Source organism: Mesorhizobium sp. WSM3859, assembly GCF_002295065.1.
GTDB lineage: Bacteria > Pseudomonadota > Alphaproteobacteria > Rhizobiales > Rhizobiaceae > Mesorhizobium.
Genome location: NZ_NSGG01000004.1, coordinates 88,783 through 108,057, shown reverse-complemented (window position 1 = coordinate 108,057; position 19,275 = coordinate 88,783). Strand labels below are relative to the sequence as shown.

12 protein-coding genes are annotated in these 19,275 nt (G+C 64.0%); 8 read left to right on the top strand and 4 right to left on the bottom strand.

What is annotated here, in order from left to right; translation table 11 throughout:
• Positions 1-15: 15 nt before the first annotated feature.
• From CK230_RS10445 to CK230_RS10425, 5 genes are all read left to right on the top strand, one after another.
• Complete coding sequence (locus tag CK230_RS10445; protein ID WP_095817102.1) at positions 16-390, top strand: hypothetical protein; 375 nt, start codon at positions 16-18, stop codon at positions 388-390.
• Between the two features lie 189 nt (positions 391-579).
• Positions 580-2,691: a bifunctional UDP-sugar hydrolase/5'-nucleotidase gene (locus CK230_RS10440; RefSeq protein ID WP_095817101.1), complete on the top strand. Its 2,112-nt coding sequence runs from the start codon at positions 580-582 to the stop codon at positions 2,689-2,691.
• Between the two features lie 145 nt (positions 2,692-2,836).
• Positions 2,837-3,901 (top strand): ferrochelatase, encoded by a 1,065-nt coding sequence (gene hemH / locus CK230_RS10435; RefSeq protein WP_095817100.1) that lies wholly within the window; start codon positions 2,837-2,839, stop codon positions 3,899-3,901.
• A gap of 134 nt (positions 3,902-4,035) precedes the next feature.
• A complete protein-coding gene (locus tag CK230_RS10430; RefSeq protein WP_095817099.1) occupies positions 4,036-4,986 on the top strand; it encodes an SPFH domain-containing protein in 951 nt (316 codons plus the stop codon).
• A 125-nt stretch (positions 4,987-5,111) separates the two neighbouring features.
• Positions 5,112-5,576 (top strand): NfeD family protein, encoded by a 465-nt coding sequence (locus CK230_RS10425; RefSeq protein WP_095817098.1) that lies wholly within the window; start codon positions 5,112-5,114, stop codon positions 5,574-5,576.
• Between the two features lie 39 nt (positions 5,577-5,615).
• Here the strand turns inward: CK230_RS10425 and CK230_RS10420 are convergent, their stop codons facing one another.
• Positions 5,616-6,617 (bottom strand): KpsF/GutQ family sugar-phosphate isomerase, encoded by a 1,002-nt coding sequence (locus CK230_RS10420; protein WP_095817097.1) that lies wholly within the window; start codon positions 6,615-6,617, stop codon positions 5,616-5,618.
• Positions 6,618-6,790: 173 nt separating this feature from the next.
• On the opposite strand from CK230_RS10420, the gene CK230_RS10415 reads away from it, so the two are divergent.
• Complete coding sequence (locus CK230_RS10415) at positions 6,791-8,590, top strand: outer membrane beta-barrel protein (RefSeq protein ID WP_095817096.1); 1,800 nt, start codon at positions 6,791-6,793, stop codon at positions 8,588-8,590.
• A gap of 162 nt (positions 8,591-8,752) precedes the next feature.
• Here the strand turns inward: CK230_RS10415 and galU are convergent, their stop codons facing one another.
• Positions 8,753-9,658: a UTP--glucose-1-phosphate uridylyltransferase GalU gene (gene galU, locus CK230_RS10410; RefSeq protein WP_095817095.1), complete on the bottom strand. Its 906-nt coding sequence runs from the start codon at positions 9,656-9,658 to the stop codon at positions 8,753-8,755.
• Positions 9,659-9,896: 238 nt separating this feature from the next.
• On the opposite strand from galU, the gene CK230_RS10405 reads away from it, so the two are divergent.
• Both CK230_RS10405 and CK230_RS10400 read left to right on the top strand, forming a co-directional pair.
• Complete coding sequence (locus CK230_RS10405) at positions 9,897-11,117, top strand: lytic murein transglycosylase (RefSeq protein ID WP_095817473.1); 1,221 nt, start codon at positions 9,897-9,899, stop codon at positions 11,115-11,117.
• A 113-nt stretch (positions 11,118-11,230) separates the two neighbouring features.
• Positions 11,231-12,439 (top strand): DUF459 domain-containing protein, encoded by a 1,209-nt coding sequence (locus CK230_RS10400; RefSeq protein ID WP_095817472.1) that lies wholly within the window; start codon positions 11,231-11,233, stop codon positions 12,437-12,439.
• 154 nt (positions 12,440-12,593) lie between these two features.
• Here the strand turns inward: CK230_RS10400 and CK230_RS10395 are convergent, their stop codons facing one another.
• Both CK230_RS10395 and gltB read right to left on the bottom strand, forming a co-directional pair.
• Complete coding sequence (locus CK230_RS10395) at positions 12,594-14,048, bottom strand: glutamate synthase subunit beta (RefSeq protein WP_095817094.1); 1,455 nt, start codon at positions 14,046-14,048, stop codon at positions 12,594-12,596.
• Between the two features lie 198 nt (positions 14,049-14,246).
• Positions 14,247-18,983, bottom strand: a complete 4,737-nt coding sequence (gene gltB / locus CK230_RS10390) for a glutamate synthase large subunit (protein ID WP_095817093.1) — start codon at positions 18,981-18,983, stop codon at positions 14,247-14,249.
• Positions 18,984-19,275 lie beyond the last annotated feature (292 nt).

Below are 19,275 nucleotides of genomic sequence, written 5' to 3'. Positions count from 1 at the left end.
AGAGGATTTTCAAAAATGACCATTGCGCGCAAACTGCTTTCGGCGGGCGCCGCGGCAAGCCTGCTGGCTGCGGCCGCCTGCACAACCACCGGCCCATCGGAACCACCGAGCGCAGCCGCGCCCAAGGGCGTCGAGGGCAATTGGATCGACGCCAAGGGCACCGGCCTGTCGACCTTCGCGGCCGGCAACTTCACCACTGTCGCCACCGACACCGGCCAGAAGCTGTCGGAAGGCAGCTACACCCTGACCGGACCGACCTCGGTCGAGATCCACGGCACCTCGCTGATCCGACAGACGCCGGTCAGCTTCAACTGCCTGATGGTCTCAATCAGCCAGCTCAACTGCACCAGCGCCAGCGGCCAGAATTTCGTGCTGACGCGTCGGGCCTGAGGCTCGCAGATATCAATCCGACAGGACGGCGGCGCGAGCCGCCGTCCTTTTTTGTGCCGGCAAATATCTCCCCGATTTGTGCTTGCATCGGCCGGGACCCGATGTGAACATGATCCGAGGCTGATTGTTATTTTCCAGTCAAGCGAAGGCGTTAAGCACTGTCGAAGTCAGCTTATCCGGGAGACGAAGATGAAGAAGATTGCCGCCATCCTAGCCCTTTCCGCTTCGACGCTTGGCCTGTCGGCCGGCGTGTCCTTTGCCGACTACACGCTGAACATCCTGCATTTCAACGACTGGCACAGCCGCATCGAAGGCAACAACAAATACGAGTCGACCTGTTCCGCTGAAGAGGAGACCAAGGGCGAATGCATCGGCGGCGCCGGCCGGCTGATCACGGCGATCGCTGAGGAGCGCAAGAAGCTCGAAGGGCAGAACGTGCTGCTGCTCAATGCCGGCGACAGTTTTCAGGGCTCGCTCTTCTACACCACCTACAAGGGCGCCGTGGAGGAGGAATTCCTCAATCAGATCAAGCCCGACGCGGTGACGCTCGGCAACCACGAATTCGACGATGGCGAGACAGCGCTTGTGCCTTTCCTCGACAAGGCGAAGTTCCCGGTCGTCAGCGCCAATGTCGTGCCCAACGATAAGTCCGGCGCCAAGGACAAGTTCAAGCCGTCGATCGTCGTCGAGGTCGGCGGCCAGAAGATCGGCATCATCGGCGCCGTCACCAACGACACGCCGGAACTCGCCTCTCCCGGCCCGAACATCGCCATCGCCGACGACGTCAAATCGATCACGGCCGAGGTCGAGAAGCTCAAGGCGCAAGGCATCAACAAGATCATCGCGGTCACCCATATCGGCTACAGGCGCGAACGCGACGTGATCGCCAAGATCCCGGGCATCGACGTGGTGGTCGGCGGCCACAGCCACACGCTCCTGTCCAACACCGATCCGAAAGCCGAGGGGCCGTACCCGACGATGGTCGACAACCCCGACGGCTCCAAGGTGCCGGTCGTGCAGGCTGCGTCCTATTCGAAATATCTCGGCGAGTTCAAGGTCGTGTTCGACGACAACGGCGTGGTCAAGGAAGCCAGCGGCGCGCCGATCTTCCTCGACAAGTCGATCACGCCAGATCCCACTGTCCTTGCCCGCATCAAGGAACTCGGCGCGCCGATCGAGGCGCTGAAGAACAAGGAGGTGGCCGAGACCACCAAGGCGATCGACGGCAGCCGCGAGAATTGCCGGGCGCGCGAATGCGAGATGGGCAATCTCGTCTCCGACGCCATCCTCGACCGCACCAAGGGCCAGGGCGTCGAGATCGTCATCTCGAACGGTGGCGGCCTGCGCGCCTCGATCGACCAGGGCACGGTGACCATGGGCGAGGTGCTGACCGTGCTGCCGTTCCAGAACACGCTGGCGACCTTCAAGATCTCGGGCAAGGACCTGGTCGCTGGCCTCGAAAATGGCCTCAGCCAGGTCGAGGACGGCGCCGGCCGCTTCCCGCAGGTCGCCGGGCTGAAATATTCCTTCGACAAGTCGGTCGCGCCCAACGCCGGCCGCGTCAAATCGGTCGAGGTGATGGAGAACGGCGCCTGGGCGCCGATCAACCCGGACAAGCAGTATCTCGTCGCCACCAACAACTATGTCCGCCAGGGCGGCGACGGCTACAAAGTGTTCGCCGAGAAGGCCACGGACGCCTATGACTACGGTCCCGGGTTGGAGCAGGTGGTGGCCGACTATCTCGGCTCGCATCGGCCCTACACGCCCAAGCTCGACGGCCGCATCACCGAGATTGCGGCAACGACTGCGGCGGCTGAGCCGGCCAAGCCTGCGGAACCGGCGAAGCCCGCCGAGACCGCTCCCGCCGCAACCCAGGCGCCTGCGTCCGAGGCAGCAAAGCCGGCCGAGGCTGCGCCAGCGACGGGTGAATCCGCGATGCCGGCTATGCCTTCCGGCTCCAGCGACATTGCCGGCACACCACCGGCCGTTCCGGCTGAAACAGCCCCTGCCGCCCCCGCCGAGACCGCGAAGCCGGCCGAGACGGCGCCGGCTGCGGAACCGGCAAAGCCAGCCGAGACCGCCCCGGCGACACCTGCTCCCGCCGAGCCGGCCAATCCCGCTGAAACCAAGCCGGCAGAAACCAGCCACACCGTCGCCGCCGGCGATACCTATTGGGACCTGGCCAGGAAAGCCTATGGCGATGCGACTAAGTGGAAGCTGATCTCCGAGGCCAACAAGGACTTTAAGCCGCGTCGGCTGCCGCTCGGCGCGACGCTGACCATTCCGCCGGCTTCGAAGTAGGCGGCTACTCCGGAATTCATGGCATCCGCCCGGGCAACCGGGCGGGCGTTCCTTTTCCTTTGCCAAACACGATAAGGTGCGGCCAGACGCAGCATTGAAAACCGGCAGGGCATCGCTAGTTTCGCGGCGCTACCGGAGACCGTTCATGACGCTTGCCAGCCCCACCGATGCCAAAGCCGCCAAGGCGGTCGGTCCGCTGCCCGCCGGCCACCCAGCGGTGAAACAGGGCAAGATCGGCGTCATGCTGATCAATCTCGGCACGCCCGACGGCACCGACTTCAAGCCGATGTGGCGGTATCTCAGGGAATTCCTCTCCGACCCGCGCGTCATCGAGCTCAACAAGGCGATCTGGTACCCGATCCTTTACGGCCTGGTCCTGACCACACGGCCGAAAAAGTCCGGCGCCAACTATGCCAGGATCTGGAACCGGGAGAAGAACGAGTCGCCGCTGCGCACCTTCACCCGTTCTCAGGCAGAGAAGCTCGCCAGTACCCTCGCCGATCACCCGAACATCGTGGTGGATTGGGCGATGCGCTACGGCAATCCCTCGACGGCAAGCGTCGCGCAAAAACTGATCGAACAGGGCTGCGACCGTATCCTGTCCTTCCCGCTCTATCCGCAGTATTCAGCAACGACGACGGCGACCGCCAACGACCAGTTGTTTCGCGCGCTGATGAAGATCAGAAACGCTCCGGCGATCCGCAGCGTGCCGCCCTACTATGATGAACCGGTCTACATCGACGCACTCGCTCACTCGATCGAGCGGCATCTCGAGACGTTGGACTTCGAGCCCGAGGTGGTTATCGCGTCCTATCACGGCATCCCGAAACCCTATTCCGACAAGGGCGATCCCTATCGGTCGCACTGCCTTGAAACGACGCGGCTGCTGCGGGCGAGGCTCGGCTGGGACGAGAACAAGCTCATCAACACCTTCCAGTCGCGTTTCGGCGCCCAGGAATGGTTGCAGCCTTACACCGACGTCACGGTCGAGAAGCTGGCGAAGGACGGGGTGAAATCCATCGCCGTCGTCAATCCGGGCTTTTCCGTCGACTGCATCGAGACGCTGGACGAGATCGGCCGCGAGGCAGCCGAGACCTTCCATCACGCCGGCGGCAAGAAGTTCGCCCATATCCCCTGTCTCAACGACAGCGCCGAGGGCATGGCGGTCATCGAGGCGCTGGTGCGGCGCGAGCTTTCCGGCTGGGTGTGACCGGCTTCATCGACAGCTCGAAAGCGGTGCGCAAAAGCCTTCGCTAACCAATATTCGCGATCACCTGATTGTAACGCTACGGAAACACACTTAAGTGATTCCGTGAAGTCGGTGCCTATTGAGGGAGATACGAAATGGGCTTCAGCGGTTTCGATATTGCCATCATTGTTCTTGTTTTCCTGGTTATCATCCTTCTTTTCAAGGGTATCAAGACGGTACCGCAAGGTTACAACTACACGGTGGAACGCTTCGGCCGTTACACCAAGACGCTGACCCCTGGCCTCAACATCATCAATCCCATCTTCGAGCGCATCGGCGCCAAGATGAACATGATGGAACAGGTGCTCGATGTCCCGACGCAGGAGATCATCACTCGCGACAACGCCATCGTCGGCGTCGACGGCATCGCATTCTTTCAGATCCTCAATGCCGCACAGGCAGCCTACCAGGTCTCAGGCTTGCAAAACGCCATCCTGAACCTCACCATGACCAACATCCGTACCGTCATGGGCTCGATGGACCTCGACGAATTGCTGTCCAACCGCGACGCCATCAACGAGCGCCTGCTGCGCGTCGTCGACGAGGCGGCGCACCCCTGGGGCATCAAGATCACACGCGTCGAGATCAAGGACATCAACCCGCCGGCCAACCTTATTGAATCGATGGGCCGCCAGATGACGGCCGAGCGCAACAAGCGCGCCCAGATCCTGGCCGCGGAGGGTTTGAAGCAATCGCAGATCCTCGAGGCCGAGGGCCGGCGGGAAGCCGCCTTCCGGGATGCCGAAGCGCGTGAGCGCTCGGCGGAGGCCGAAGCCAAGGCGACCCAGGTCGTGTCGGAGGCCATCGCCAAGGGCGACGTGCAGGCGCTCAACTACTTCGTCGCCCAGAAATACACCGAGGCGCTGTCTAAGATCGGCTCGGCGCCCAACAACAAGATCGTGCTGATGCCGCTCGAGGCGTCATCCCTCATCGGCACGCTGGGCGGCATCGGCGAGATCGCCCGCGAAATTTTCAAGGGCGACGGCTCTTCCGGCACACAGCGGCAGGCATCCCGCCCGCCGGCGGTCAAGCCCAGCGACAACTGATGTGACGGCCGCAATTCCAGGAAAAGTGTGACGCGGTTTTCCGTCCGGAATTGCGGCAAACAAAGAAAACAGGACGGTTCCTCGTTTCCGCGAAGCGAGGAACTGCTCCGGGTGGGAGAACATCAATGATCGACCGCATCGTTTCGGAACTCGGCCCGTGGAACTGGATGGTTCTGGGCATAGTGCTCCTGGTGATGGAAGTCGTGGCGCCCGGCGTGTTCATGCTGTGGATCGGCATCGCGGCGCTGATCATCGGCGCGGTGTCGCTGGCGATCTGGGACGCCGCTTTCTGGACCTGGCAGGTCCAGGTCCTGGCCTTCCTCGTGCTGGCCGTGATCTCGGCCTATGTCGGCCGGCAGATCGCCGTCAGCCGGCAAGGCAGCGTCGACCAGCCGCTGCTCAACCGCCGCGGCGCCCAGATGGTCGGCCGGACAGCGACATTGGCCGAGCCGATCAAGAACGGCCGCGGCCGCATCCGGCTCGGCGACACGCTGTGGCGCGTCTCCGGACCCGACCTGCCGGTCGGCACGCAGGTGCGCGTGACCGGGGCGGCGGATACCGATCTGGAGCTGACCGTCGAGGCTATCTGAGCCGACTGCCGCTCAGGATGCGTTGGATACTGACGCTATCTAGGCGGCGCCGATGCGCAGCAGATCGTGCAGATGCACCAGCCCGACCGGGCGTCCGCCCTCGACGACCATGAGGCTGGTGATGGCGGATGTGTTGATGGTCTGCAGCGCCGTCGCCACCAGCGTGTCCGGGCTGGCCGTCTTCGGCTTCTTTGTCATCACCTGATCGACGCTCATCGTCAGAAGGTCGCTGGCAATGTGGCGGCGGATGTCGCCGTCGGTGACGATGCCGACCAGCGCGCCGTCGGCGCCGGTGATCGCCACGCAGCCAAAGCCTTTGCGCGACAATTCCAGGATCGCTTCCTGCATGCCTGTGCCCGACGGCACCAGCGGCAGCCTTTCGCCGACATGCATGATCTCACGCAGCTGGGTCAGGTTGGCGCCGAGCTGTCCGCCCGGATGGAAGGTGCGGAAATGGTCCGGCGTGAAGCCGCGCGCCTCGAGCAGCGCGATCGCCAAGGCATCGCCCATGACGAGCTGCAGCAGGGCGGAGGTTGTGGGCGCCAGCCCATGCGGGCAGGCCTCGGGCACGGGCGGCAGCAGCAGCACGACATCGGCGGCCCGCGCCAGCGCCGAGCTCTCGCCGGACGTGATGGCGATCAGCGGGATGGAAAAGCGCCTGGAATAGGCGACGATGCCCATCAATTCCTTGCTCTCGCCCGACCAGGACATGGCAATGATGGCGTCGTCCCGGGCGATCATGCCGAGATCGCCGTGATTGGCCTCCGCCGGATGGACGAAAAAGGCTGGAGTGCCGGTCGAGGCCAGCGTGGCGGCGATCTTAGAGCCGATATGGCCGCTCTTGCCGACGCCGGTGACGATGACACGGCCGTCGATCCGCGAAATCAGGTCGATGGCCGCCGCGAATGGCTCGGCCAGTCCGTTTGCGAGCCCGGCGGCCAGGGCCGCCATGCCGGCCTGCTCCGTCGCCACCGTTCTCAGCGCCGATTCGATCGCAGCCTGCCTGTTGGGCTGCTTTCTTTCTGGGGACCCCGCATGCATGGGCGAAGCGATTAGCGCTTTGCCGCGCCCCTGTCCAACAGAATTGTCCAACAGAATTGCCTCATGCCGCCGATTGGAAGGGCTCCGAGGCGGCTCTCTCAACCCTCCGTTAACCATCCGTATTTACGGTTCGGTAAGTATGGCGCAACCGCGCCGCGCAAGCAGTGGTGACGATGTCCGGGGGCCAGCCTGAAACGAAAATCGGTCGGAGGGGCATTGCCGTTGCAGCACTGCTGCTGACGGCGAGCGCATTTGCCTTGCTGCGCCCGGCGCCGGCATTTTCGCAGGAAACCGAGCTGCGCGGCGAGGTTTCCGAATCGGCGATACTTGCCGACCAGCAGCGCAAGGCCAGGCTGTTGCGGGTGCAAGGGACGCAGGATCGGAACGCTCCCGCCTCGGCCGTCCAGGACACGGCGTCGACAACCTATCAGCCGGCAAGCCCCGGCGCCGTTCCCGATGACGACCAGACAGCGGGCGCGTCGGGCAGCATCTTCGACCAGCCGCCGGCAGCCAACGACCCGCTGGCCGACACGACGGCGCCGGCAAAGCCGCGCCGGCCTTCGACGGCAAAGCAGCGTGCCCAGGACGCCAAGGCCGACACCAAGGCGAATACCAAGACCGCCGACAAGAAGAAGGCCAGGAAGAAAGCGGGCGAGGCTATCGACAGCACGACCACTGCTGCCACCAGCACTACCAGCGACCAGACCGATACCACGGCGACCGATACCGACGGCAGCAACCGCCGCGCCGTCACCATCGACAGCGTCGACAAGCGGAAGCTCGACCCGGGCCAGGAGCGTACCGGATCGATCGATGGACAGAAGATCAAGCCGGAGGAAGATCCCTTCGCTGCTCCCGGCGTCAGGATCGGCACGTTTCTGTTCCGGCCGACGCTGGAGCAAGGCTTCACTGCCACGTCCAATGCCGATTCCAGCAACACCGGCAAATCGGCCGTTCTGTCCGAGACGGCGCTGCGTTTCACCGCGACCTCCGACTGGCGCGAGAATTCGGCTTTGATCACCGGCTACGGCCAGTTCCGCAACACCGTCTCGGGCCAAAAGATCAACGACGCGCAGGGCCGCATCGAGGGCCAGCTCAATGTCGATCTCGACAACGAACTGCGCGCCATCGCCAAACTAGGCTACGAGGCGGCACCCGAATCGGCCTCCTCGCCGGATGCGATCGCCGGCGTCACCTCGCAGCCGCTGCGCCAGACCGTGGACGGCAGCCTCGGTCTCGAAAAGACTGTCGGCAAGATGCGCTATGCGCTGACCGGGGCGGTCTCGCATGACTTCTACGGCGACGCCGAGCTCTCCAACGGCACCACCGTGTCGCAGAAGGATCGCGACTCCACACTCTACACCGCGACCTTACGCGCCGGTTACGAGATCTCGCCCGCGCTGACACCCTTCACGGAGGTCGAGGCCGGGCGGCGCGTCTATGACCTGCGCACCGACACCGACGGCTTCCAAAGGTCCTCGACCAGGCTTGGCGCGCGTGCCGGCCTCGAGCTTGACATGGGCGAGAAGCTGTCCGGCGAATTCTCCGCCGGCTGGCTGCGCGAGGCCATCGACGACAGCCGTCTGCCGGCGGTAGCCGGCCCAAGCATCAACGCCGACCTCAAATGGTCGCCCGAGCGCGGCACCACCATCGGGCTCACCGGCAAGACCAGCGTCGAGACGACAACGACGGCCGGCCAGAGCGGCGATATCCTCTATTCCGGCCGTTTGACCGGCGAGCGCCAGATCCGCGCCAATCTGACGGCGAACACCGCGCTCGGCCTCGACTGGCGCGACTATACCGGCTCCGACGGCCACGACCTGATCCTGAGCGCCGAAGCCGGACTGACCTGGTGGCTCAATCGCTATGCCGGGATAACCACCCGCGTCAGGACCGAGAAGCTGACCAGCAACCTGCTCGGCCGCGACTACACGGCCAACAGCGTCTATCTCGGTCTGAAGGTCCAGCGCTGAAGAGCAGCGGCAATGGCCCAAGCCTATGCCGAGATTCAGGTCAGGCCGAGACGAGAACGGTAGGTTCCGAGAACCGGAGCGGAGCGTACTCAAAGTACGTGAGCACCGGAAGCGCAGGAACCTGCCGTTCGCAGACCGGCCTCACCTGAATATCGGCATAGGCTAGAACGCGGCGCCGCGGCGCTCGACCGGCCGCACCTCGTCCAGCAGCGTGCGGATGACGCCGGCCATGCTTCCGTTCATGTCGCTGCGCCACAGCGCGAAGGCGACATTGGCCTCGACGAAACCTTCCGGCGAGCCGCAGTCGAAGGTGCGTCCCTTATAGTGATAGCCGTAGAAGGGCTGCTTCTTCTCCAACTTCAGCATTGCGTCGGTCAGCTGGATCTCGTTGCCGGCGCCACGTTCCTGGCTTTCCAGGATGCCGAAGATTTCCGGCTGCAGGATGTAGCGGCCGTTGATGTAAAGATTGGAAGGAGCAGTGCCCTGCTTCGGCTTCTCCACCATGCCGGTGATGCGGAAGCCGTGATGGGTGTCCTCGCCGCGGCCGACAATGCCGTATTTATGCGCCTCGGCCGGGTCGCATTCCTGCACGGCGATGATGTTGTTGCCGGTCTCGGCATAGAGTTCGACCATGTCCTTCATGCAGCTCTTTTCCGACTGCATGATCATGTCGGGCAGAAGCAGCGCGAAAGGCTCGTCGCCGACCAGCTCGCGAGCGCACCAGACGGCGTGGCCGAGGCCCATCGGCACCTGCTGGCGCGTGAAGCTCGTCTGTCCCGGCGCCGGCTGCAGCCGCTGCAGGCGGGCGAGCTGGTCGTCCTTGCCGCGCTGGGCGAGCGTGTCGTAGAGCTCGAACTGGACGTCGAAATGGTCCTCGATGACCGCCTTGTTGCGCCCGGTCACGAAGATGAAATGCTCGATGCCGGCCTCGCGCGCCTCATCGACCACATATTGGATGACCGGCCGGTCGACGACGGTCAGCATTTCCTTCGGAATAGCCTTGGTGGCCGGGAGGAACCGCGTGCCGAGACCTGCAACCGGGAAAACTGCCTTGCGAACGCGCTTCATGCTGACACCCCTGCTTTTCGCCAATTATCCGCTCGGCGGCACGCTCCGCAATCCCCCCAAACATTTTCACGCCGGAATCATTTTCACGCCGGAATGTTGGGCTACCGAACGGCCAGGTTGAGTGTGAGAGCTAAAAGCCGCGACACCTCTTTTCGTTCCCTGCGGCACCTATGGTAAACTAAATACTAACCCGGTTCGGCGTTGAATGATCCTTCCTGATTTGACGAAGGAGGAAATGATGTCCGTTCGCAACACCGCAAGGCGCCTAACGGCACTGGCGACCGCAGCCGGCCTGACATTGGCCCTGCTGATGCCTGCCGGACCCGCTTTCGCCGATGCCGGGTTCCGCCAATGGGTGGCCGGCTTCCGCGCCACCGCGGTGGCAGGCGGCGTTTCGGGCGCTGTCTACGATCAGGCAATGAGAGGCATCGAGCCCGATCCGGTCGTGCTGGAAAAGGCCCGCACCCAGCCGGAATTCACCGCACCCGCCTGGGATTATTTCGACAACCGCGTACATGACCAGTCGGTGGCCAATGGCCGCGCCATGGCGAAGAAATGGAGGCCGTGGCTGGATCGGATCGAGGCGCGGTTCGGCGTCGACCGCAATATCCTGCTGGCGATCTGGTCGATGGAATCCAACTACGGCGAGATCCTCAAGCGCGACGACATCATGCGCAATGTCATCCGTTCGCTTTCCACCCTCGCCTATGGCGACGCGAAGCGCTCGAAATATGCCCGCACGCAGCTGATCGCGGCGCTGAAGATCCTGCAGACCGGCGACATCGACGAGAGCCATCTGATGGGCTCCTGGGCCGGCGCGATGGGCCAGACCCAGTTCATCCCGACCAGCTATCAGCGCTATGCAGTCGACATGGACGGCAACGGCAGGCGCGATATCTGGAATTCGATCCCCGATGCGCTGGCGACCTCCGCCAACCTGCTCATGAAGAATGGCTGGCAGGCAGGCAAGACCTGGGGCTATGAGGTCACCATACCGGCCGGCAAGCTGCCCGGCGGCGCAAAGACAATTGTCCAGTGGCAGGCTCTGGGGGTCGTGAGGGCCAGCGGCAAGCCGTTCAGGAACCTGACCGACAAGGCGACGCTGAAAGTGCCGGACGGCCGGGGCGGCCCCGCCTTCCTGATGATCCGGAATTTCTCGGTTATCAAGGCCTATAACAACGCCGACAAATACGCTTTGGCCGTCGGCCTGCTCGCCGACGAGATCGCCGGCGGCACCGGCCTGGTGCAGGACTGGCAGCGCCCCTTCACCAAGCTCAGCTTCGAGGAGCGGCAAGAGCTGCAGAAGCGGCTTTCCGAGCACGGCTATTATGACGGCAAGTTCGACGGCAAGATCGGTGACGGCTCGAAGGCCGCCATCATGGCCTATCAGGCCAAGGTTGGCCTGACCCAGGATGGCTATCCGAGCCTTGAAGTGCTCAAATGGCTCCGCAAGCAGTAGAGCCTGAGGAATCGCATGGCATCCTTTCAAAGACGGCAAGGATGCTGTAGCGCTTCGGCTTGGGCATGACTTTCCGCGTCTGCCTGGTCATGCGCCAAGGGATGGAGAGTTGTTTGGTGTCGGTTGCGCGTATCAGGCAGAGCATTCGCCGGGCGCCCGTCCTGATTCTTGCCCTTGCCGTGCTTGTCGTCACCGCCGCCGGCGCTTTCCACGCCCCCGCGTTCGCGCAGGAGGAAAGCCGTGGCTGGTCGCTGCGTGACCTTCTGTTTCCGCGCCGCAGCGAACGCATCGAGCCGCCCGTCGAAGTCCAGCCAAGGCCGAAACCCAAGAAGAAGCTCAAGCCGCGCCCGCCGGCGGAACCCGAGACGCCGATCGTCGAGAAGACGAACGACGCCCGCGTCGTGCTGGTGGTCGGCGATTTTTTGGCGGGCGGGCTGGCGGAGGGCCTCGATACGGCCTTTGCCGACAATCCCGCTGTCAGGATCGTGGCCCGCTCCAACGGTTCGTCCGGATTCGTTCGTGACGACGTCTACAATTGGCCGGCCCAGATAAAATCGCTGATCGAAACCGAGAAACCGGCGGCTGTGATCGTCATGCTGGGTTCCAACGACCGGCAGCAGATGAAGGTCGGCGACGTGCGCGAGCAGCCGCGCTCGGAGAACTGGACCAAGGAATATGAGCGCCGCACCGATGCGCTGGGCAAGGCCCTTCAGGAGACCAAGGTGCCGTTCCTGTGGGTCGGCATGCCGGCTTTCGGTGTGTCGAAGATGAACTCCGACATGCTCGCCTTCAACGACATCTATCACTCGGTCGCCCAAAGCCATGGCGGCGAGTTCGTCGATGTCTGGGACGGCTTCGTCGACGAGAATGGCGCGTTCGTCACCTCAGGCCCGGACATCAACGGCCAGCCGGTGCGCCTGCGTTCCGACGACGGCATCAACGTCACCAAGGCCGGCAAGCGCAAGCTCGCCTTCTATACGGAAAAGCCGCTGGCCAAGATCCTCGGACTGGCGGCGCCGGGAAGCATCACCACCGTGTCGGCGCCGGCCGGCGCTCCGGTCGAGGCGCCGAAGCCTGCCGCCGCGCCCGTCATCGTCGACCGCACCGCGCCGATGCTGCTCGGCGACCCGGCGCTCGACGGCGGCACCGAACTGCTGGGTGCCGCGCAGCCGGCCAGGGCCGATCCGAATCTGCCCGGCGAAAAGCTGATCCTGGAAGGCAAGGCTCCCGCGGCCTCGCCCGGCCGCGTCGACGATTTTTCCTGGCCGCCGAAGCCGACCGCCGTCGCTCAGCCAGATACGACGACGGGCATCAATCAGTAGCTCATCGGCTCGGAGACCGTTTAAGAAATTCGCTCCTGTGAGTCAGATGGTGGTGTTTTCGAGAACCGGAGCGGAGCGTACGTTGCCGTACGTGAGCACCGGAAGCGCAGAAAACGCCATCAGCTGGCCGCAGGAGTAGAATTTCTAAACGGTCTCAGCGCGGCAGTACCGTCGATCCCATCAGCGCCTCGTCGATCGAGCGCGCCGCCTGGCGGCCCTCGCGGATCGCCCAGACCACCAGCGACTGGCCGCGGCGCACGTCGCCCGCCGCATAGAGCTTGTCGACGCTGGTCCTGTAGTCGCGATCATTGGCCTCGACATTCCGCGAGCGGCGGCTGTCGGTGACGACCTTGATCTTGCCGTCCAGTTCCTTCATCAGGCTGTCGCTCGCCGGGCCGGCAAAGCCGATGGCGATGAAGGCGAGATCGGCGCGGATGACGAATTCGCTGCCGGCGATCGGCTTGCGCTTCTCGTCCACCTCGCAGCAGCGCACGCCGGTCAACTGGCCGTCCTCGCCGATGAATTCGAGCGTCGCCACCTGGAATTCGCGCTCGGCGCCCTCAGCCTGCGAGGAAGACGTGCGCATCTTGGTCGCCCAATAGGGCCATACGGAGAGCTTGTCTTCCTTCTCGGGCGGCTGCGGACGGATGTCGAGCTGCGTCACGCGCACCGCGCCCTGGCGGAAGGCGGTGCCGATGCAGTCGGACGCGGTGTCGCCGCCGCCGACCACCACGACATGCTGGCCGCCGGCGATGATCGGATGCGAGGGCCAGGCCACCGACTGGATCGGCTCGCCGCCGACGCGGCGGTTCTGCTGCACCAGATAAGGCATCGCGTCGTAGACGCCGCTGAGATCGGCCCCCGGAATGCCGGCCGGACGCGGCGTTTCCGAGCCGCCGCAATAGAGCACCGCGTCGAATTCCCCGAGCAGGTCAGTCGCTTTCATGTCGACGCCTACATTGACGCCGCAATGGAAGGTGACACCCTCGCCCTGCATCTGCTCGATGCGCCGGTCGATATAGTGCTTCTCGATCTTGAAGTCCGGAATGCCGTAGCGCATCAGCCCGCCGGGGCGGCTTTCGCGCTCATAGACATGCACGTCGTGCCCGGCGCGGCCGAGCTGCTGCGCCGCCGCCATGCCCGATGGTCCGGAGCCGATGACGGCAACCCGCTTGCCGGTCTTCTTTTCCGGCGGATAGGGCCGGATATGGCCGGTTTCGTAGGCCTTGTCGGCGATCGCCTGCTCGACCGTCTTGATGGCGACCGGAATGTCCTCGAGATTCAGCGTGCAGGCTTCCTCGCAGGGCGCCGGGCAGATGCGGCCGGTGAATTCCGGGAAATTGTTGGTCGAATGCAGATTGCGGATCGCGCTGTCCCAGTCGCCATTGTAGACGAGGTCGTTCCAGTCCGGGATCTGGTTGTGGATCGGGCAGCCGGTCGGCCCATGGCAGAACGGAATGCCGCAATCCATGCAGCGCGCGGCCTGTTTCTCGACCTCCTTATCCGACATCGGCAGCGTGAATTCGCGGAAATGCCGGATGCGGTCCGAGGCCGGCTGGTACTTGTGAACCTGCCGGTCGATCTCGAGAAAGCCTGTTACCTTGCCCATAGTCCAGTTCCTGCTGTCCGAAGGCACGCTTTTGTCGGCGCACCCGTTAACCCCATAAGGCTGTCATGGCAACCGCACCTTGTTGGAGCATGACCTTCGCCGAAAACCGGTTCCCACTTTTCGGGATCATGCTCTCGGGGTCAGGATTGTTGGTGAGGATGCCGGCCGGAAAGTCATCTTTCCGGCCATGCCCGATGCTTATTCCGCCGCCACGCTCATGCGCATGCGTTCCATCTCGATCAAGGCGCGGCGGTATTCCACCGGCATGATCTTGCGGAATTTCGGCCGGAAATTCTGCCAGTTGTCGAGGATCTCGCGCCCGCGCACCGAACCGGTGAAATGCACGTGGTTGGAGATCAACTGGTAGAGCCGTTCCTCGTCATGGCTGGTCATGTCGCCCGACACGTCGACGCGGCCCTTGTGGTCGAGATCGCCGCCGTGATGGAGCAGCTTCTCCATCAGGTCGTCCTCTTCCGGAACCGGCTCCAGCTCGACCATCGCCATGTTGCAGCGTTCGGCGAAATCGCCCTTCTCGTCCAGCACATAGGCGACGCCGCCCGACATGCCGGCCGCGAAATTGCGCCCCGTCTTGCCGAGCACGACGACGATGCCGCCGGTCATGTATTCGCAGCCATGGTCGCCGACGCCTTCAACGACAGCCGCCACGCCCGAATTGCGCACGGCGAAGCGCTCGCCGGCGACACCGGCGAAATAGGCTTCGCCTTCGGTCGCGCCGTAAAGCACGGTGTTGCCGACGATGATCGAGTCGGCCGCAACGATCTTGGCTTCTTCCGGCGGGCGGATGACGATGCGGCCGCCCGACAGGCCCTTGCCGACGTAGTCATTGCCGGCGCCGACCAGCTCGAACGACACGCCGCGCGCGAGAAACGCGCCGAAGGACTGGCCGGCCGTGCCGGTCAGCTTCACCTGGATGGTGTCCTCGCGCAGGCCCTTGTGCTTGAAGCGCTTGGCCACCTCGCCCGACAGCATCGCGCCGGCAGAGCGGTCGACGTTGCGGATCGGCAGCTCGATGGTGACGGGCTGCTTGGCGTCCAGCGCCGGCTTGGCCAGCTCGATCAGCTTGCGGTCGAGCACGTCGTCGATCGGATGCTTCTGCCGCTCGGTCCAGTGCAGCGCCTCATGCGGCGCGTCGGGCTTGAAGAACATCTTCGAGAAGTCGAGCCCGCGCGCCTTCCAGTGCTGGATCACGTCGCGCTTTTCCAGAAGGTCGCTGTCGCCGATGATCTGGTCGAGATGGGTGAAGCCCATTTCGGCGAGCAGCGCCCGCACCTCTTCCGCCACATAGAAGAAGAAGTTGATGACGTGCTCCGGCGTGCCCTTGAAGCGCTTGCGCAGCACCGGATCCTGCGTCGCCACGCCCACCGGACAGGTGTTGAGATGGCACTTGCGCATCATGATGCAGCCGGCCGCGATCAGCGGCGCGGTCGAGAAGCCGAACTCGTCGGCGCCAAGCAGCGCGCCGATGATGACGTCGCGCCCGGTGCGCAAGCCGCCGTCGACCTGCAGTGCCACGCGGCTACGCAAGCCGTTGAGCACCAGCGTCTGATGCGTCTCGGCAAGGCCCATTTCCCACGGGCTACCGGCATGCTTGAGCGAGGTCAGCGGCGAAGCGCCGGTGCCGCCGTCATAGCCCGAGATGGTGATGTGGTCGGCGCGCGCCTTGGCGACGCCCGCCGCGACCGTGCCGACGCCGACTTCCGACACCAGCTTGACCGAGACATCGGCCGCCGGATTGACGTTCTTCAGGTCGTAGATCAGCTGCGCCAGATCCTCGATCGAATAGATGTCGTGATGCGGCGGCGGCGAGATCAGGCCGACGCCGGGCGTCGAATGCCTGACCTTGGCGATGGTCGCGTCGACCTTGTGTCCAGGCAGCTGGCCGCCCTCGCCGGGCTTGGCGCCTTGGGCGACCTTGATCTGCATGACGTCGGAATTAGCCAGATACTCCGCCGTGACGCCGAACCGGCCCGAAGCGACCTGCTTGATAGCCGAGCGTTCCGGGTTCTTGCCGCCGCCGGGCAGCGGCAGATAACGGTCGGCCTCTTCGCCACCCTCGCCGGTGTTCGACTTGCCGCCGATCTGGTTCATGGCGCGCGCCAGCGTGGTGTGCGCTTCCCTGGAGATCGAGCCGAACGACATCGCCCCGGTCGAGAAACGCTTGACGATCTCGGCCGCCGGCATGACGTCCTCGATCGCGACCTTCTTGCGGCCGGCTTCTTCGGCCAGCTTGATCTTGAACAGGCCGCGGATGGTTTGCGCCCGCGCCGTCGCGCTGTCGATCTGCGCCGAATACTCCTTGAACGTGTCCCAGGATCCCTGCCGCACGGCATGCTGCAAGGTGGCGACCGCATCCGGCGACCACATATGCGCCTCGCCGCGCATGCGGAACATGTATTCGCCGCCGACCTCGAGGCTGTTGCGCAGCACCGGATCGCTGCCGAACGCATCGCTGTGGCGGCTGAGCGTCTCGGTGGCGATCTCGTCCAGGCCGACGCCTTCGATCAGCGTCGCGGTGCCGGTGAAATACTTCTCGACGAAATCGGACTTCAGCCCGATGGCGTCGAAGATCTGCGCGCCGCAATAGGACTGGTAGGTCGAGATGCCCATCTTGGACATCACCTTGAGGATGCCCTTGCCGATCGACTTGATGTAGCGCGAGACGACCTCGTATTCGTCGACCTCCGCCGGCAGTTCGCCGCGCTTGTGCATGTCGAGCAGCGTGTCGAAGGCGAGATAAGGGTTGATCGCCTCGGCGCCATAGCCGGCGAGGCAGCAGAAATGATGCACCTCGCGCGGCTCGCCGGATTCGACGACGAGGCCGACCGACGTGCGCAACCCCTTGCGGATCAGGTGGTGATGCACCGCCGCCGTGGCCAGAAGGGCTGGAATGGCGATGCGGTCGGGCCCGACCTGGCGGTCTGACAGGATGATGATGTTGTAGCCGCCGGCGACCGCCGCCTCGGCCCGTTCGCAGAGCCGGTCGATGGCGCCCTGCATGCCGGCAGCGCCCTCGTTCGAGCCGTAGGTGATGTCGATCGTCTTGGTGTCGAAACGGTCCTCGGTGTGCCCGATGGAGCGGATCTTTTCGAGATCGCCATTGGTCAGGATCGGCTGGCGCACTTCCAGCCGCTTGCGGCGCGACGTGCCGACCAGGTCGAAGATGTTCGGCCGCGGCCCGATGAACGACACCAGGCTCATCACCAGCTCCTCGCGGATCGGGTCGATCGGCGGGTTGGTGACCTGGGCGAAGTTCTGCTTGAAATAGGTGTAGAGCAGCTTCGACTTGTCCGACATCGCCGAGATCGGCGTATCGGTGCCCATCGAGCCGACAGCTTCCTGGCCGGTGGTGGCCATCGGCGCCATCAAAAGCTTGGTGTCTTCCTGCGTGTAGCCGAAGGATTGCTGGCGATCGAGCAGGCTGACATCCTTGCGCAGCGCACGCGGCTCGACCGGCTTCAGGTCTTCCAGGATCAGTTGCGTGTTGGCGAGCCAGCTCTTGTAGGGATGCCTGGTCGCGATCTCCGACTTGATCTCCTCGTCGGAGACGATGCGGCCCTTGGCGAGGTCGATCAGAAGCATGCGGCCGGGCTGCAGCCGCCACTTCTGCACGATCTTTTCCTCCGGCACCGGCAGCGCGCCGGCTTCCGACGCCATGATGACGCGGTCGTCGTCGGTGACGATGTAGCGCGCCGGGCGCAGGCCGTTGCGGTCGAGCGTGGCGCCGATCTGGCGGCCGTCGGTGAACACCACCGCTGCCGGCCCGTCCCACGGCTCCATCAGCGCCGCATGGTATTCGTAGAAAGCCTTGCGGTCGGCGTCCATGAGCTTGTTGCCGGCCCAGGCTTCCGGGATCAGCATCATCATGGCGTGGGTGAGCGAGTAACCGCCCTGGAACAGGAACTCGAGCGCGTTGTCGAAGCACGCGGTGTCGGACTGGCCCTCATAGGAGATCGGCCATAACTTCGAGATGTTGTTGCCGAACAGCTCGGAATCGACCGAGGCCTGGCGTGCCGCCATCCAGTTGTTGTTACCGCGCACCGTGTTGATCTCGCCGTTGTGCGCGACCATGCGATAGGGATGCGCCAGCTTCCACGACGGGAAGGTGTTGGTCGAGAATCGCTGGTGGACCAGGATCAGCGCTGTTTCGAAGCGCGGATCCTTGAGGTCCTTGTAATAGGCGCCGACCTGGTAGGCCAGGAACATGCCCTTGTAGACAATGGTGCGCGCCGACAGCGACACGCAATAGGCGCCGATGTCCTTGTTGTCGTTCTCGGCATAGATGCGGCCCGAGATCACCTTGCGCAGCAGATAAAGCCGCGCCTCATATTCCTCGTCATCCGGGATGTCGGCCGTACGGCCGATGAACACCTCCCGGTGGAAAGGCTCCGAGGCGACGATATCGGGCGCCTTCGACAGTGACGAATTGTCGACCGGCACGTCGCGGAACCCGATGAGCGGCAGCCCTTCCGACTGCGCCGATTCGGCGATGATCTCTTCGATATGGGCGCGAAGCGCCGCGTCCTGCGGCATGAACCAATGGCCGACGCCATACTGGCCGGCCGGAGGCAGCTCGACGCCCTTGGCGGCCATTTCCTCACGGAAGAAGGCGTCAGGGATCTGCACCAGCACGCCGGCGCCGTCGCCGACCAGCGGATCGGCGCCGACGGCGCCGCGATGGGTGAGGTTTTCCAGCATCGCCAGACCGTCCTCAACGATCCGGTGCGACTTCACGCCCTTCATGTTGGCGATGAAGCCGACGCCACAGGCGTCATGCTCGTTGCGCGGATCATAGAGGCCTTGCGCGGCAGGGCCGTTGGTGGTTCGGCCGCCTTTGGTCAGGACGGTATTTTTAACGACTGCCGCTTTCGTCTGCGCGGCCCGGCCGTTGATCGCAGATGGCGTCAGTTCCGTCATCGTCCTATCCTCCGTTCTCCACCTTGGCCCTGACTGTCTGAGGGCGCTGGTTTGCCTTGGGAAGCACAAGGCTTCCCCTTGATCCTTGCTGCACGTCTCGCGAAATCCATCGAACCATACGGCTATACGCCCGGTTCGCATCCGGTATCGTACAGGCCAGAGCCGGGCCGTCTACCCGCCGCTCGCGACAATGGCCGGAATGGCAGCAATGATACGCCAGTCCAGCCTGTTTTGTGCGACAAAATAAGACAGCACTACTGTCCTAAATTTTTTATGGCAGAAATCAGGGACC